General features: G+C 28.8%; 18 protein-coding genes and 1 other annotated feature. Of the genes, 6 read left to right on the top strand and 12 right to left on the bottom strand.

Translation table 11 applies throughout. The features are described 5' to 3' along the window. Positions 1-108: 108 nt before the first annotated feature. The gene (locus B3N22_RS18700) at positions 109-519 is read left to right on the top strand and encodes a hypothetical protein (protein ID WP_286909472.1); all 411 of its coding nucleotides are present in this window, start codon (positions 109-111) and stop codon (positions 517-519) included. A 154-nt stretch (positions 520-673) separates the two neighbouring features. Further along, a complete protein-coding gene (locus B3N22_RS18695; RefSeq protein WP_286909470.1) occupies positions 674-1,264 on the top strand; it encodes a hypothetical protein in 591 nt (196 codons plus the stop codon). Positions 1,265-1,421: 157 nt separating this feature from the next. Here the strand turns inward: B3N22_RS18695 and B3N22_RS18690 are convergent, their stop codons facing one another. Then, a complete protein-coding gene (locus B3N22_RS18690) occupies positions 1,422-1,685 on the bottom strand; it encodes a hypothetical protein (RefSeq protein ID WP_286909468.1) in 264 nt (87 codons plus the stop codon). Positions 1,686-1,817: 132 nt separating this feature from the next. Between B3N22_RS18690 and B3N22_RS18685 the strand changes: the two genes are divergently transcribed. After that, positions 1,818-2,603, top strand: coding sequence for a hypothetical protein (locus tag B3N22_RS18685; protein ID WP_286909466.1), 786 nt, complete (start codon positions 1,818-1,820; stop codon positions 2,601-2,603). Between the two features lie 233 nt (positions 2,604-2,836). Here the strand turns inward: B3N22_RS18685 and gltX are convergent, their stop codons facing one another. From gltX to B3N22_RS18655, 6 genes are all read right to left on the bottom strand, one after another. Further along, complete coding sequence (gene gltX, locus B3N22_RS18680) at positions 2,837-4,498, bottom strand: glutamate--tRNA ligase (RefSeq protein ID WP_286909464.1); 1,662 nt, start codon at positions 4,496-4,498, stop codon at positions 2,837-2,839. Positions 4,499-4,647: 149 nt separating this feature from the next. Continuing rightward, positions 4,648-4,870: a binding site (T-box leader), on the bottom strand. Between the two features lie 68 nt (positions 4,871-4,938). After that, complete coding sequence (locus B3N22_RS18675) at positions 4,939-5,196, bottom strand: hypothetical protein (RefSeq protein ID WP_286909463.1); 258 nt, start codon at positions 5,194-5,196, stop codon at positions 4,939-4,941. Positions 5,197-5,207: 11 nt separating this feature from the next. After that, complete coding sequence (locus B3N22_RS18670) at positions 5,208-5,786, bottom strand: TetR/AcrR family transcriptional regulator (protein ID WP_286909462.1); 579 nt, start codon at positions 5,784-5,786, stop codon at positions 5,208-5,210. 149 nt (positions 5,787-5,935) lie between these two features. After that, on the bottom strand, positions 5,936-6,088 hold the full coding sequence (locus tag B3N22_RS18665; RefSeq protein WP_286909460.1) for a hypothetical protein: 153 nt from the start codon (positions 6,086-6,088) through the stop codon (positions 5,936-5,938). Between the two features lie 10 nt (positions 6,089-6,098). Next, positions 6,099-6,413, bottom strand: a complete 315-nt coding sequence (locus tag B3N22_RS18660) for a heavy metal-binding domain-containing protein (protein WP_286909458.1) — start codon at positions 6,411-6,413, stop codon at positions 6,099-6,101. Positions 6,414-6,484: 71 nt separating this feature from the next. Continuing rightward, the gene (locus B3N22_RS18655) at positions 6,485-7,243 is read right to left on the bottom strand and encodes an AIM24 family protein (protein ID WP_073017397.1); all 759 of its coding nucleotides are present in this window, start codon (positions 7,241-7,243) and stop codon (positions 6,485-6,487) included. A gap of 197 nt (positions 7,244-7,440) precedes the next feature. Here B3N22_RS18655 and guaC point away from each other — a divergent pair, with 197 nt between their 5' ends. Then, entirely contained in the window at positions 7,441-8,424 is a 984-nt protein-coding gene (gene guaC / locus B3N22_RS18650) for a GMP reductase (RefSeq protein ID WP_286909455.1), read from the top strand. Positions 8,425-8,704: 280 nt separating this feature from the next. Here the strand turns inward: guaC and B3N22_RS18645 are convergent, their stop codons facing one another. Then, positions 8,705-10,069 (bottom strand): M56 family metallopeptidase, encoded by a 1,365-nt coding sequence (locus B3N22_RS18645; RefSeq protein ID WP_286909453.1) that lies wholly within the window; start codon positions 10,067-10,069, stop codon positions 8,705-8,707. A 5-nt stretch (positions 10,070-10,074) separates the two neighbouring features. Next, complete coding sequence (locus B3N22_RS18640) at positions 10,075-10,437, bottom strand: BlaI/MecI/CopY family transcriptional regulator (protein ID WP_021802651.1); 363 nt, start codon at positions 10,435-10,437, stop codon at positions 10,075-10,077. Between the two features lie 214 nt (positions 10,438-10,651). Here B3N22_RS18640 and B3N22_RS18635 point away from each other — a divergent pair, with 214 nt between their 5' ends. Further along, positions 10,652-10,963 carry a nucleotidyltransferase domain-containing protein gene (locus tag B3N22_RS18635; protein ID WP_286909485.1) on the top strand — a complete coding sequence of 104 codons (312 nt, stop codon included), beginning with the start codon at positions 10,652-10,654 and terminating at the stop codon, positions 10,961-10,963. Continuing rightward, on the top strand, positions 10,950-11,345 hold the full coding sequence (locus tag B3N22_RS18630; RefSeq protein ID WP_286909451.1) for a nucleotidyltransferase substrate binding protein: 396 nt from the start codon (positions 10,950-10,952) through the stop codon (positions 11,343-11,345). The genes B3N22_RS18635 and B3N22_RS18630 overlap by 14 nt, the downstream gene beginning before the upstream one ends. Positions 11,346-11,424: 79 nt before the next feature. On the opposite strand, the gene B3N22_RS18625 is transcribed toward B3N22_RS18630, so the two are convergent. The 3 genes from B3N22_RS18625 to B3N22_RS18615 all read right to left on the bottom strand — a co-directional run bounded on the left by B3N22_RS18625 (position 11,425) and on the right by B3N22_RS18615 (position 14,904). Next, positions 11,425-13,005 (bottom strand): ATP-binding protein, encoded by a 1,581-nt coding sequence (locus B3N22_RS18625; protein ID WP_286909449.1) that lies wholly within the window; start codon positions 13,003-13,005, stop codon positions 11,425-11,427. 68 nt (positions 13,006-13,073) lie between these two features. Then, the gene (locus B3N22_RS18620; protein WP_286909447.1) at positions 13,074-14,423 is read right to left on the bottom strand and encodes a DUF6179 domain-containing protein; all 1,350 of its coding nucleotides are present in this window, start codon (positions 14,421-14,423) and stop codon (positions 13,074-13,076) included. After that, positions 14,404-14,904 carry a DUF6323 family protein gene (locus B3N22_RS18615; RefSeq protein ID WP_286909445.1) on the bottom strand — a complete coding sequence of 167 codons (501 nt, stop codon included), beginning with the start codon at positions 14,902-14,904 and terminating at the stop codon, positions 14,404-14,406. The genes B3N22_RS18620 and B3N22_RS18615 overlap by 20 nt, the downstream gene beginning before the upstream one ends. Between the last annotated feature and the right edge of the window lie 198 nt (positions 14,905-15,102).

Genomic DNA, 15,102 nt, shown 5'->3' with positions numbered 1-15,102 from the left:
TATTAGAATATATATAATAGATAACTTTTTAAATTTGACAGCAAATCAACTGGAAATATATGCTACAATTGTTTTATAAGAGTATTAATAAAGGAGTTCTAATTTATTATGAAAAAGATACTTTTTTTAATAATATCTATAACATGTCTACTTATGCTTTCTGGTTGCAGAAATATTAATAGTGTTGTTTTGAGAGGTTTCTACCAAAGCGAAAGAACTTCTGATGGATACATTGTCCAGATTTCAATATACTCTGATGAAAAAAGTTTTGTAGAATATATTGATAACAGAGAGGTTAACAGAGGGACTTTTGATATTTTAGATGGCAAAAAATATAGCTTAGTTGGAGACAAACAAACTATTGAAATAAACTTAGATAAAAATAATTCTTTTGAAATTACTATAAAAAAAGTTAATGATGGAAATCCTATTCTACTAAAGAACATGAGTGATACTACAACTCGTTTCTCTACACCTTTTGATGATATTGATAAATATAAAAATTTAATAAAAGAATAACTTTAAAAGTTGAACATAAAAAACCTTAGTTTTAGAATTGATAGGCTTTGATAATGGACATGTAAAAGAATCAGTTGAAAATGGAAAAAAGCCTATATATGTATTTAAAAAAAGTATTGATTTTGAATAATAGAATTTTGGGAGGTTTATAAAAATGAAAAAATTTATTTTAAGTACTCTTTCTCTAATCTTAATTTCTCTTTTAATAAGTTGCAATAATAAATCTTTAACTATACAAAAATCTATTGATGCCTTCTTTAACAAAAACTCTTCCAATGAAAAAGTAGATATTTTACTTATAAAAGAAATTGGTAATGAGAAACTTATTTTAGCTCATAAACTTGAAAAAGATGGAGAGCAATCCACTAATCTTTTTTTACTCAATGAAAATAATGAGATTTTAAGTTGGACTAGTGGCCAAATGCCAATTAGTCAATGTTTTACTGTAAATACTTTAATTTATAATGACAAAAGAATTATTTTTGGCAGTTTTAATGATAGTAAGTACATTCCTTCCGAAGATAAAAAGATAGGTGTGAATATTTCTAAAATAGATATCATTCTTACAGCCAACAAAAATATTTGTGAAGATGTCTCTTTAGATAAAGGGTACCTTTTAGTAATTGATGATTCATCTGATATTCAGGAAGTTACCATTTTAAATAATAACAATGAAATTCAAAGCACACTTAGCGATATCGATAATATAATAAATCAAACTGATTTTATTATATATAAAAAATAGTTTGTTTTATATACTATATTCTAAAATTACTATGTAAATTTAGTTTATATGCTATTTGAAATAAGGACTAACTAAGGTAATAAGCTTTAATTTCTCTATTCTTTAAAAGCGAAAAGAACAACATTTGCAAATTATTATACTATAAATCTATTTAATACTACTTTCTATATTTTTGTATAAATATATGCAAAAATACAGAAAAACTTAATAAAAGCAATACTATACCAGTTAACTGTATGGATGTAAATAAATTAGAAGTATCTCCTGATTTTCCTATTACTATTAATGCTGTAGAAAAAATAGATCCTTCTATTAATAATAAAAGCTTATCTTTAAGTTCTACATTCTTTAATAAAATGGATAGTAAAGTTCCAACCAAAAATATAATGGCTATTAAACTTACTATTATCAATAAAGTCATATTAAATTCTCCTCTCTTTAATAATTTCTATTATACCATTATTATTCTCATATTGTTTGACATATTCTAGTTTTTTATGTATAATAAGTTATGTAAGATATATCCAAATAAACAAATAAGGAGGATTATTCTATGAAGAAAATATCTAATTTACTTGATTATTTAGAGACATCTAATGTAAAAGCATTTGCAACTACTCCCGAAGCTTTAGCTATATATGAAAAGGTTAGAAGCAATGCACTTAATGTTACTATTAGTGAGGCATTTGTTAAATACGACAACAATGATGGAACTATAGTAACATATGACGAATCTAATCTTACCAATATTCCAGAAGAGTTTACTTCAAAAAATATATCTATTTTATCTAATGCTTCAAGTGATTCAGGGAATAGATATTCTTGGATTAAATTGACGGTAGAAGCTTATGATTTTGGAAATAACAGTTACATGTTTTGTGGATTTTTCAAATGGTTAACTAAACCTTTCTTTTCTGGAAATGATGTTATTACTCTTGGTCATGATGCAAGTATCTCATTTGATACAGATAGTGCTTTCGGATATTACCAATGTGAATATATGACCTCTCCTACTAGTGGAACTATAACTAGTAACAGAAGTTTTAATTTTAGTTTAGATAAGAAGAATACTACTGCATCTACTACTGGAGTTGGTGCTAAGTTCCCTCTTCAAAAAACACCTGATGCATATCCCGCAGTTCATAGTGGAGCTTTATACTGTAATGGTTGGATAAACAATAATGAAGGTGGAAATATACAAGTATCATATGGTCATAGTCAATTAAGTTTTGATTTTTCACTTGAAGGTGCCGTAACATGGCTTCCAAGTGGAGGAATTAAATTTAATGTTACTGGATATCAAGATGTTGCAACTCATGGAACAGCGGTAAGAAGATAATATAATAGAACAAATTTTAAATTAGCTTATATTTTACAGAGAATCAGCAATGTTGATTCTCTGTTTATTTTAATAAAAATTTCTGCATATTTGTGACTTTTTTAAACTTTTGATATTTTAATTAATAAATTATGATAATATAGTATCATTTAAGCAAACTTACAGTATCTTCTATTTCTCTATACAAATAGAAGTCACCATAAACTCAATTTGTGATGACTTCCTAACTTTTCTTATAAACTTAAAAACTTTTCAAATCTTTCTCTAACCTTTTCTTCACCAATTATTTGCATTATTGTGTAAAGATCTGGTGTATTAGTTCTATGAGCTAAAGCTATTCTAACTGCTCCTGCAACATCAGAAATCATACCTTTATATTGATCAGGATTTGCTTTAAATTCTTTTCTGTTAGCGCAGTAACCAAGGTTTGCTCCTATTACTTTTAAATCTTCAAACCAAGCTTCTTGGCTTCCAGCATTGAAGTTAAATTCATTTTTATAAACTTCAATTATTGCCTTAGCTGCTTCTATTGTAAGACCTTTTGGAAGTTCTACTTGTTCCAAAGTTTCTTTGTAGAACAATTCATCAAAGAAATAGAAAATCTTTTCTTTAACTTCATCCCATTTAGCAAAGTCTTTTCTTGGTTTTGGACCTTCTTTATCTATGTTGAAGATTTCTTTTGACATCTCTTCATTTTCTGTAACTAATTTATACATTTCTTCATCAAATTCTTTAGCCCAAGCTATGTAGTTATCATAAACATCTGAAGCCTTCATTAAAGCTATACGATCTTTAGCAACATCATTTAACTTAACTAAATCAAATAAAGCTCCGCTTTTACCCATTTTTTCTAAGTGAATTTCAAACTCATGATAATCTGTTGCAGGATTTTCTGCTCTCCACTCTTCAAAAGTTGAATTAACTATGTTTAATAGATATTCAATTACTGTTACTGTAGGATACCCCACTTCTTTGTAGTAAGATACAGCAGCCTCTGCATCTTTTCTCTTTGAAAGCTTTCTCTTAGATCCCCCATCTTGCTTCATTATTGTTGGAATATGAGCATATCTTGGAGCTTCAAAACCTAAAACTTCGAATAATTGAACATGTATAGGAAGTGATGATAACCACTCTTCTCCTCTTATTACATCTGTAGTTCTCATTAGATAGTCATCTACAGCATGAGCAAAATGATAAGTTGGAAGTCCATCTCCTTTTATAAGAACTATGTCTTGATTATTTTCTGGGAAAGATATATCTCCCTTTATTAAATCATGAAACTCAACTCTTTTTTCTGGATTTCCTGGGGACTTTAATCTTATAATATACTGCTCTCCATTTTCAATTCTCTTTAGGGCTTCTTCTTCAGTTATATCTCTAAACTTAGCATATTCTCCATAATATCCTGGAGTTATTTTGTTTGCTACTTGTTTTTCTCTAAGTTCAGCTAATTCTTCTGGAGTTGCGAAACATGGATAAGCTAATCCTTTTATAAGTAAATCTTTTGCAAAAGTATTATATATATCAGCTCTTTGACTTTGTCTATAAGGACCGTATTCTCCTTTAAAAGTTTCTTGTCCAGTCATTCCTTCATTAAAGTCCATCCCAAAATCCTGCATAGTTTTTATAGTGTCTTCTATAGCACCTTGTACTTCTCTTTTTTGGTCAGTATCCTCTATTCTTAAATAGAAAACTCCTTCTGTTTGACTTGCTAATCTTTCATTAATTAGTGCAGCATAAACTCCACCTATATGTTGAAATCCTGTTGGACTTGGTGCATATCTTGTAACCTTTGCACCTTCTTTTAAATTTCTGTTTGGGTATTTATTAGTATAATATTCTCTTGAATTTTTAACCGCTGGGAATATTATCTCTGCTAATTTTTCAAAACTCATTACTACATCTCCTTTGAATATAAATATAATTACACACCTATGCCCTGTAGAAGCGTTCCTTAGCTTCATTAAAGTCTTTTAAAGAAAGATTAGAACAACATCTACAGTATAAACGTGCATAAAAAATAAAAGCCTCCCATCCTAAAACTACTTAGGACGAAAGACTAATTCCGCGTTACCACCTAAATTGATTAATTTCTTAATCCACTTAATTTATCTTTAAGGGAATAACCCCATAAATATACTACGCCAAAAGGCTTTCTATTCACTGCTCCAAAGCTTCCTTCAATGGTTTTAAATGCTGGGCTTTCACCTTCCCCAAGCTCTCTAAGATTTAAAATATCATCTACTCTTCTTTATCATTGCATTTTCTTTAATTATTTACAAAATACAAATCAATTATACATGGGTAGCAGGTGGATGTAAAGTTTTTTCTAAGCTTAGCTATTTCTTTTAATACGCTTTAGGTTATATATATTAGATGCACCTGTAGTTATCCCTGCTATGCAAGCACCTAATCCATAAACAGTTCCTGTAGCTACCCCTATAATTCCAACACTTAATAAAATGCCACCTATTCCAAGGCCTACAACTGATCCAGCTTTAGCTATTTTCTTGTTTGGAAAAGTTCCATTACCAGCTTTTTTAGAAATTTCATAGTATTTTTTAGTATGTTCCTTTACATCAAATTTTTTCAAAACACAACCTCCTATTCAAAAATATCATCTATTAAATTATCAATCATAAACGCAAATACTTTTTTGCCATCACACAACATATTGTCCCTTTGAGATACTGTAGATAACATTGCAAACAAAAGAGAAATGGCTAAGTCTTCCTCAACCTTTAAAGAAAGAAATGGTTTGTTAATCATGAATTTGGCACCAATATGGCTTCTATCTTCCATCTCACTTCTTTGCTCAGTATTAAGTTTATTATAAAAGCTTAAAAAATCAGGATTATTTACATCATACATGAAACTACTTTGACTATATTCAAGATATATTTCTTTCAATGCATCAGCAACTCCATATTTATTTTTCTTTTGAGAAATTTTTTCTTCTACAGTAGCATAAAGTTTTTCTAATGTATTTTTTAACACCTCATAAAATAATGCTTCTTTGCAATCAAAAAAACTATAAAATGAGCCCTTTGAAATACCAATGTTTTGACAAAGAATATCTACGCTAGTTTTCTTATATCCATACTTTTGCCAATTTATTTTGCACTCTCCTATTAGCTTTTCATTGATAATCTTCTTTTCATCTCCAGTAAATCCTTTTGGCATAACAAATTGCCTCCTTATGATATATGACTAAATATTTTTATATAGTCATATATTATCCCTTTAATAGCTTATTGTCAATAAATAAAAAAATAGCCTGTAGATCTCATTTGAGAAATACAAGCTATAATAACCTTTTATTGAATTATATTTCAGTAATCTTTATACTTTTCATTTTTATCTTTTTCTATCTTCTTTTCCTTAATTCTAGATGCTATAGCCCAGATAAGCATTCCTATAGATCCAAGTATAACTCCAGCCCATAATAAGATAAACAAAGCTCCTATAAAAAAGGCAATATCCATATATTCACCCCTATTTTATAACTACAGCTGTTCCATAAGCCACCATCTCAGCGGCACCTTGTACAATTGAAGAAGATGCTAATCTCATTCCTATAATAGCATTAGCTCCCATAGCTTCAGCTTCATCAACCATTCTACCAACAGCTATTTGCCTAGCTTCATCCAACATTTCAGTGTAACCTTTCATTTCTCCACCAACTAAATTTTTGAAGCCAGCCCCGATATCTTTACCTATGTTTTTACATCTTACTGTACTTCCTTTTACATATCCCATTATTTCTTCTATCTCTTTTCCTGGAACATTTTCTATTGTTAGTATTAACATTCTTTTACCTCCTAGCACTTATATTATTCGTTATATAGTATTCCATCTTTTCTTTAATATCTATATATAAATTAATACGCAACTGGAGCAAGAAGTATTCTTCCTGAGCCTCTATATACATTAACTAAACCTTCACCAGAAACAGCTGAACCTATTAAACTCTTACCTGATTTTTCAACTCTAAGCTCTAAGGTATCTGACCAAGCTACTGCATAGTTACCATCAATTTTAACTTCATCTTTCTCAACTATAAGCTCTACTAGCTCATCTCTTGGAACAGGACTTTCTAAAACTGCAACACCTTTTCCTTTAAGACATAAATTAAACAGACCTTCCTTTGCTAATAAAGCTGACGATATATTAGTTCTAGCTACTACTTTTTGTTGAACAGTAGATTCACAAGCTAAAAATAATCCATCATCTAAAACCATGCCTCCCCAGTCTTCTACATTTTCTAAAAGAATATGTTTATAAGTAGGCTCCAGCATCAATAATCCATTTCCTTGATACTTAGGCTTAATTGCTGATTCTTTTGTAACTTTTGAAGATAAAGCTTTTCCAAACAAATCACCAAGTCCTTTTACATCAGCACCCATAGTAACATTTCCAGCTGTCCATTGCATTGCCCCTGCACTTATAACATAAGCATTCCCTTTAAGTTCAATAAGAACTTGTCTCCTTCTTATATTCATTTGTGATGCATAATAAGAATTAATAGCAGTTTGAAAATTTACACTTAAGTCCTTTCTATATTCAAGAACTTTTATGTCTCCTTTCGATTCTACAATTTCAATATTATCGTTTTCATAAAGATTTTTGTAAGTTACCATATTCTCATTCCTCCTTTATTTCCCATCATATCAATTATATAGCTTGATTAAGGTTTTTACTACTAAATTTCTCACATTAACATAAACTTGACATATGCTTAATATCTAATCTATATTTAGTACATAGATAGACAAATTTCTTCACATACTAACAATTATGTGAGAAGTCTAAATTTTTACTTTTTGAGGTGTTGTTTATGGAAAATGTTTTTGATTATGAAGATATACAGCTGATACCAAATAAATGTATAGTTAACAGTCGTTCAGAATGTGACACTACTATAACTCTTGGTGGACATACCTTTAAACTTCCTGTTGTTCCAGCAAATATGCAAACTATTATAGATGAAAAGATAGCTACTTATTTAGCTGAAAACGGCTATTTTTATATTATGCATCGTTTTAATCCTGAAAAAAGAATTGATTTTATTAAGGAAATGCAAGGTCGTAATTTAATTGCTTCTATAAGTGTTGGAGTTAAAAGTGAAGAGTATAAATTTATTGAAAAATTAGCAGATGAAAAACTTTGCCCTGAATTTATAACAATTGATATAGCTCATGGTCATTCAAATGCAGTAATAGATATGATCAAACACATAAAAGCTCTTCTACCTAAAAGTTTTGTAATTGCAGGAAATGTAGGAACTCCTGAAGCAGTAAGAGAACTTGAAAATGCTGGAGCTGATGCAACTAAGGTTGGAATAGGTCCAGGTAAAGTATGTATAACTAAAATAAAAACAGGTTTTGGTACTGGTGGATGGCAATTAGCTGCTCTTCGTTGGTGTTCAAAAGCTGCAAGTAAACCAATTATAGCTGATGGCGGTATTCGTACTCATGGTGATATAGCTAAATCAATTAGATTTGGAGCAGCTATGGTTATGATAGGTTCATTATTTGCAGGTCATGAAGAATCACCTGGAGTAACTATGGAGAGAGACGGAAAGTTATATAAAGAATACTTTGGTTCAGCATCAGAATTCCAAAAAGGTGAAAAGAAAAACGTTGAAGGTAAAAAAATGTTTGTTGAATATAAAGGTTCATTAAAAGATACTCTAATAGAAATGCAACAAGATCTTCAATCTTCTATATCTTATGCAGGTGGAAATAAACTTGATGCTATAAGAAATGTTGATTATGTTGTAGTTAAGAACTCTATTTTTAATGGGGATAGGGTTTACTAAGACAGTTTATAATTAATAGATTAAATATTAGAAGTAATTTTTTTACTCCAACTATGATGATTAGGTGTTTATCGTAGTTGGAGCATTTTTTTACAAAAATAAAAAATAATATATTATATGAAATATGCTGTAGTTATAAGTTCCTGAGGAATATATATATCTATATATTTTGCTATATATCTATATAACTATATATAGTGTTTATGCGGCTTCAGGGCACTTTTGTGATTAGGATTTTAATATTAAGTTCTACTTAAAAATAATATATTTCTTTTAACTTTTATTTTTTTCTATTTTCCATATATTTTTCTACATCATTTAAATCAAGTTCCCCCTTGTGGACTTTATTAACTACCTCATTCTCTTCTGTATACCAAAGTATTTTTCCTGTTTCTACTTCCATTTTTAATATAGCTCCTCTTGGAGTAACAGTCTTTACTTCAACACCATCCTTATGTGATATTGTAACTTTATCTTGTAATATATACTCTGATTTTCCATCATAAGATTTAATATTTTTTTCAAGTCCTTTTATGAATCCTTTAATAGACTCTTCTGAGGCATACGTTACATAATGTATTAAAGGACGTTCTCCATTGATATTTACATATGATTCTACTAGCTCTTCTTGATTTTCTATATTTGTTATCTGACTATTAGAAGTTTCATCATTAGTAACCGCTAATACTTTATTTGTATTTAATGTAAATAAGGTTCCTCCAATAACAGTTAGCGTTACTACTCCTGCCACTATTCCCTTTTTCTTAGATCTTAAATTTAACATATTCTCTACCCTCCTTTTTGTTATATTTACTTTTTTATTAGTTAACTGTGATGACATTATAGAAAGCTTTAAAGTATTTTTATATCTAGCAGATTTCACTAAAAGCATTGCATATTCTTTAATATCTTCTGTTTTAGAGTCATGAATAACTTTCTCATCACAGGATAACTCACATTGTTCGTTAAAGAATTTTCTAAACAAATATATTAATGGATTGAACCAATAAATTGCTGTTCCTAATATCATAAGAAGTTTTGTAATATTATCTTTTCTTTTAAAATGAATTAACTCATGTCTAAATATTAAGCTTAACTCTTTATTTGAAAAGTCTTGCTTAGGTAATATTATGGTAGCCCTAAATAGTCCTATTAAAGCTGGCGATGAAAGTCCATTTACTACTTCAACCTTTATATCTTTAGTTATACTTAAAGCTTTTCTTTCCTCATTTAAAATTCCCTCAATTCTCTTGTCTGTTACACTTGCCATATTGTTTTTAATTTTTGAATAAAATCTCCCTTGAAAATAAGCATAGTAGGATAAAACTGCTATTAACCCTATAACCCAAATCCACATTCCAATATAAGTGTAATCAACTAGACTTATGTTGTTTGCAGGCACTTCAGTGAAGTTATATATAACTTTATGGTAAGTGGTGTATCTTTCTTTTGCAAAATCAGCTATATTGACTTTAAGCTTAATGCTTACTACTAAAAGCATTCTTATGATAACTATAAGCGCTAAAAAATAGTTAAATCTATGACTGTATCTGACTAAGAACTTATCCTTCGTAAACATGATTGCAGCTATTAATATACTTACTAACAAGCTTGTTCTTAAAACTTCTAAAAAAACCTCTCTCATATCCATTACCTATTCTTTATCCATTTTTCAAGTTCATCTAAATCTTCATTAGTAATTTCATCACTCTCTTCTAAAGTTGATATAATACTTTTTAAGGACTTTCCATGTAGATAACTAAAGAAATCTTTAGTTTCAAATTTTAAATAATCATTCTCCTCTACTATTGGGCTGTAATAGACTTGTTTTCCTATTTTCTCAGTTATAAGAAATTCTTTTTCCACAAGTCTTGATAGAGTTTTTGATGTGGTACTAAGCTTCCATTCTAAAGCTTCTTCCATATGTATAGCTACATCTTTTGTAGATACCTGATCTTTTTTGCTCCAAATAAACTTCATTATCTGAAGCTCTGTTCTAGGCAGTTTCTTCATTTTATAATCATCCTTTCTTCCATTATTAACCTAAATAAATCATATACGACAATTGTCGTAGTGTCAATATAAATTTAGTATATTTTTACTGTAGAAGTATTTCTTAGCTCTATTAAATCTTTTATCTTTTAAATTCTTTATATGCATTTTGGTTTTAACTATATAAAAATTAGGTTATAATTAACTAATAGAGGTTTAAAATAAACACTTGGAGGTGGTATATCTGCTTGAACAAATAAACTTAAACAAAGAACTTTTAGAAGAAATAATTGATATATGTAAAAGACATGCCGAAATTGAAAAAGTAGTTTTATTTGGCTCTAGAGCAAGAGGAGATAATTCACCTAAAAGCGATATTGATTTGGCAATATATGCCAATTCTAACTTTTCAGATTTCATTGAAGATATGGAGAATAATACTAGAACTCTATTAGAATTTGATTTTTCAAATATGCGTACAGTAAAGGATGAATTTTTTATTGAGCAAGTTAACAAAGAAGGGATTATTATATATGAGAAGTGTTGATTTTAAATTTATGAATTTAAAAAATGCCTATTCTAGGTTAAAAGAAGTAAGTGATATTTATGATGGGAAAAATGATATTATAAGAGATAGTTTAATACAAAGATTTGAATTCACCTATGAACTTACTCATAAAACCCTAAAAGAATTCATGAAATACTTAGGTGTAACGTTAGAAAACTCATTTCCTCGTACTATATTTAAAAAGGCTTTCGTAAACAACTTGATTTCTGATGATAAAGTTTGGATTAACTTATTGGAAGATAGGAATTTAACTTCTCATATTTATAACGAAAACATGGCTGATGAAATCGCAGATAGAATAGTTACTAAATATGTATCCGCTATTGAAGAATTGGTAGAAAACTTAGGAAATTTATTATAGTACTTAAAGTGAAGGAATCTCAGATTTATTGAGTTTAACCTTCACTTTTAACTTTCAATAATTAATTATTAATATCCAGCTATAAAATCCTATACTTCTGCCCCTTACTTCTTATATTCTCTGGTATCGTATAAGTTATAAGCTTCTTTTCTAACAACTTACATAGTGATCTTTTTATATTTCCTGGTACATTTTCATATCCTAGATATTCTGATATTTCTTTTTTTGATAAAGGCCCATCAGCTAAAAGTTCTAATATCTGGTCTTCAACTTTTCCTATGAAAACATCTTTTTGTTGTTTTTCATCAATGTATAAGTCTTGATATTCATCATCAAAATAACAAGTGTTTTCATATAATTTGACTATGAAATATGCCCTGCTATCATCAGTTTCAAATATAGGCTCTGGTGAATTGTTATCTTTCATAGCTTTTATCATTCTGGCTAATCCAACAGCATTTCCATTTGCAAGTCCCAAACTTTCTAAATACTCACCTATTCTTCTATTTCTATAAATTCTAGCTGTAACTTCACCCTTATCTATATCTCCCTTTGCTATAAACTTATCTGGACCAGGATAACTTACAACTACAATCTTTTCCTTATCTATTCTCACTTCTATGGGGGTATTTTGTGCGTAATCTCTATGGTAAAAAGCATTTACTATAGCTTCTTTTATAGCCTTTAATGGATAGTTAAAAAATATCTCACCATCTATATTTTTTGATTTAATAATGGCGTTCTCTATATAGCTCAAAACTGCTTTTATTTGCTCATGAATAGGCCCATGAAACTTCTTTTCTATAAAACCATCACAAGTTGTTCCAAGAAAATGAACCAATTCAAGTTGACAACCTGGAATGAATTTTTCTGGACTATCAGAAAAAATCAAAAGACCTATATTCTTAGGTCTTAGTTCATCATCAATCATATCTAATTTTTTTAACAGCTCTTCTTTTGAAAGTTTTGATATCTCTTCATATAGTTCATTTCCTGTATCATAAAGATATTCTTTGATTAAAGACAGTCTCATATCTTCATAATTTGCATTTAAGTTTACTTCATCATCAAAGGGATTATCATATTTTTGACTTAATGTTTCTGATGAAGTCGTTATACTTTCTTTTTGATTATCTATAGCTTTCTTTCCATTCTCTGTAATACGAAAGATTTCAATGTCACCTTTTGTGGATTTTATAGGATTATTTTCATTTACTACAAGTGATTGAATTTCTATATTATCTTTTGAGCTTTCCAACCTTTTCGTATTTTTATCCATTTTAATTTGTACTAGATCTTTTATATTAAACTCTTTTATAATTCTTCCATCAGGTACAACATCACCATATAAAAAATCAGCTAAAGCCTCGTATTCATCTCCTTCCTGACTATCAAGATTTATATTTGCTGATTTCTTAACTTCCTTGTCTTTTTTATTTTTCTTAGTTTTCTTCTTATTGATTTCATTATCATAGTAGCTACATATAGCATCATTTAATACACTGCTCATACCAATATCAGGCTCTTTATGAACCTTTATTATTTCTAATATTTTATGTGTTGTTTCTTCACTGAGATTTACATCAACTAAAAACATGTCTTCTAACTCATCATTTTCACTAGCCTTCATTGCAGCCTCAAGGCTTTCATATTTCTTCATATATATCAGCTCCCTATTTAAAAGTTCCATGTATTATATGAAAAAACTCTAGAAATGAATCCACCTTATTAGACATTAACCCCTTTAGATAACTTCATTATTTCTTCTTTTCTTTTTGGATCAATAATATCTAGATATTGATGTAGCTTTTCATGCCACTCTTTTTCACTTTCCGTACCATAATCATATTCATCATACTCATTAGATATTTCTTTTAAAAGTAAAGCTATTTCAAAATCATCTAATACCTTGAATAATTCTATAAACTCGTCTTCAAAAATACAATCAGCACCTAATACATCAACTAAATCATTTAGGCTATGAAATTCTTCTCTGATTATCTCTATTTTTTCTTTCACATCTTCACAATCTCTGATTTCTTCTGTTATTTCTTTGAATATACTGTTATCTAGGCTTTCCCCATCTTCATATTCAATGATATCTTCAGATGATTTATCTAAGCTAAGGAATATCATTTCTAACCTATCATTCTCCAGACTGATTTTTATATGTGGTATGAGTTTTTCTACAACTATTTTTATATATTCAATCATGTTTTGATTTTTAATAGATAAACTCTTGATTATCTTTTCTGTTCCATCATAAATACTTTTATTAAAATCATCAGATGTTTCTAATTTATCCTTTAGATATATTCTATCACCTTCGCTGATATCTAATTTTGTTATTTCTTTTCCAGCTAATGAACACCCGAGTGAATTCGTGAGTACAAGGGTGAAGATATTAATAAGCAGATGATGTGATTGAACATTAAAGCCTTTTAGTAAGGCTTCTATGTCTTCTTGTTTAAAATAAGAACAAAACTTATTTTCCATATCAATTTTCTTTAAGTAATCTTCTATATATTCAACTCCAACAAGTTTCATTTCATCATATCCAAGAGGGTAATCTATAGATCCTTGAGTTTCATGGGCCCCAAACCTAACATCATACTCCTTAAAAAACAAGGGAATTCCATACTCCAAAGTATCTACATAGGCATAATTTATAGTTTCAAGTCTTGTTTCATGTACCTGTTTTAATAGATTTTCACATTCTTTTACTTTTTCTTTGATTATTTCTTCTCCATCCTTAAATAATTTCTTGATTTTAAGCTGTTTCATGGCTCTTAGCTTAGCATTAACATGTGCCTCTTTTTTTAGTGATAGGCCTATTGTGTAATAAATAGATAACATGATTTTATCTGCAACCTCAACTCTTACTGATGAACTTTCATTTCTAGTGTAATAACCTAGAGTTTCAGTTAAAATGTTTAAAATCAGGAGTTGGATATTCTCTACCTCTTCTATGGTTAAAAATCTGTTTAAGTGCAAAACTTGTAACAGAGATTGAAGATAATGCTCATCATTTAGTTGATTTTCAAGTAGATCTTCTTTATTAATAATCTTGTTGTTCATCTTCCTCCTGATCCTCCTCTTTATCATCAATCTTCAAATAATCTTTTACGCCATATTTAATATTGTGGGCTATGGAATCTAAATACTTATCTCTTAGCTGTTCTAGCGAACCTTGACACTCATTATCAAAATAATTTTTCATGATTTCTATTAATTCATCATCACCTACAAAATCTAAAGTTTCGTTTTTGTAATAATAAAAAATTTCTATAAGTTCATCTAAAGTCTCTAAATAGTTATATTGAGAAATGTATGGTGAATCACAAAATACTTCTATGATATTTTTAATTATTGCTCCACCAAACTCAACTCTACCATTATTCCTTAAAGATTCGCTTCTTGTTCTTAATATGGTTTTTATGTCCTCATCAGAAAGTTTTAATCCATATTCTAGGGTTTCTTCATTAAAGGCTTTAATCTCCATAAAAGTCTGTTTAGTTACTACAGAATCAGAAATTTTCATAAGTTTATTTTCTTCCATAAAATCCTCTCCTAAAATTTTATATTTTACTATTGACTTTTTGTTTTAAATATGTTAATATTAAATTATATATACTTTTCATTGTTTCAAGTAATAATTTTACCACTGGCTATATCTATAGTCAATGGTTTTTTCGTTCAAAAAGACCGCTTCAATAAAGATTAAAAATCTTATTGCGCAGTCTTTTCTAATTAGAAA

Origin of the sequence: Clostridium sp. UBA1652, assembly GCF_002320975.1 — a bacterium.
GTDB classification, from domain to species: domain Bacteria; phylum Bacillota; class Clostridia; order Clostridiales; family Clostridiaceae; genus Clostridium_T; species Clostridium_T intestinale.
This window is presented reverse-complemented; position numbering and strand designations above follow the sequence as displayed.

What these genes read in the sequence shown, in the direction of transcription:
- B3N22_RS18640 (WP_021802651.1), bottom strand. Translation starts at nt 10,437, where the DNA reads ATGAAGAAACTGCCTAGAACAGAGCTTCAGATAATGAAGTTTATTTGG.
- B3N22_RS18685 (WP_286909466.1), top strand. Translation starts at nt 1,818, where the DNA reads ATGAAGAAAATATCTAATTTACTTGATTATTTAGAGACATCTAATGTA.
- B3N22_RS18690 (WP_286909468.1), bottom strand. Translation starts at nt 1,685, where the DNA reads ATGACTTTATTGATAATAGTAAGTTTAATAGCCATTATATTTTTGGTT.
- B3N22_RS18655 (WP_073017397.1), bottom strand. Translation starts at nt 7,243, where the DNA reads ATGGTAACTTACAAAAATCTTTATGAAAACGATAATATTGAAATTGTA.
- B3N22_RS18620 (WP_286909447.1), bottom strand. Translation starts at nt 14,423, where the DNA reads ATGAACAACAAGATTATTAATAAAGAAGATCTACTTGAAAATCAACTA.
- gltX (WP_286909464.1), bottom strand. Translation starts at nt 4,498, where the DNA reads ATGAGTTTTGAAAAATTAGCAGAGATAATATTCCCAGCGGTTAAAAAT.
- guaC (WP_286909455.1), top strand. Translation starts at nt 7,441, where the DNA reads ATGGAAAATGTTTTTGATTATGAAGATATACAGCTGATACCAAATAAA.
- B3N22_RS18665 (WP_286909460.1), bottom strand. Translation starts at nt 6,088, where the DNA reads ATGGATATTGCCTTTTTTATAGGAGCTTTGTTTATCTTATTATGGGCT.
- B3N22_RS18625 (WP_286909449.1), bottom strand. Translation starts at nt 13,005, where the DNA reads ATGAAGAAATATGAAAGCCTTGAGGCTGCAATGAAGGCTAGTGAAAAT.
- B3N22_RS18700 (WP_286909472.1), top strand. Translation starts at nt 109, where the DNA reads ATGAAAAAGATACTTTTTTTAATAATATCTATAACATGTCTACTTATG.
- B3N22_RS18660 (WP_286909458.1), bottom strand. Translation starts at nt 6,413, where the DNA reads ATGTTAATACTAACAATAGAAAATGTTCCAGGAAAAGAGATAGAAGAA.
- B3N22_RS18630 (WP_286909451.1), top strand. Translation starts at nt 10,950, where the DNA reads ATGAGAAGTGTTGATTTTAAATTTATGAATTTAAAAAATGCCTATTCT.
- B3N22_RS18615 (WP_286909445.1), bottom strand. Translation starts at nt 14,904, where the DNA reads ATGGAAGAAAATAAACTTATGAAAATTTCTGATTCTGTAGTAACTAAA.
- B3N22_RS18695 (WP_286909470.1), top strand. Translation starts at nt 674, where the DNA reads ATGAAAAAATTTATTTTAAGTACTCTTTCTCTAATCTTAATTTCTCTT.
- B3N22_RS18645 (WP_286909453.1), bottom strand. Translation starts at nt 10,069, where the DNA reads ATGAGAGAGGTTTTTTTAGAAGTTTTAAGAACAAGCTTGTTAGTAAGT.
- B3N22_RS18670 (WP_286909462.1), bottom strand. Translation starts at nt 5,786, where the DNA reads ATGCCAAAAGGATTTACTGGAGATGAAAAGAAGATTATCAATGAAAAG.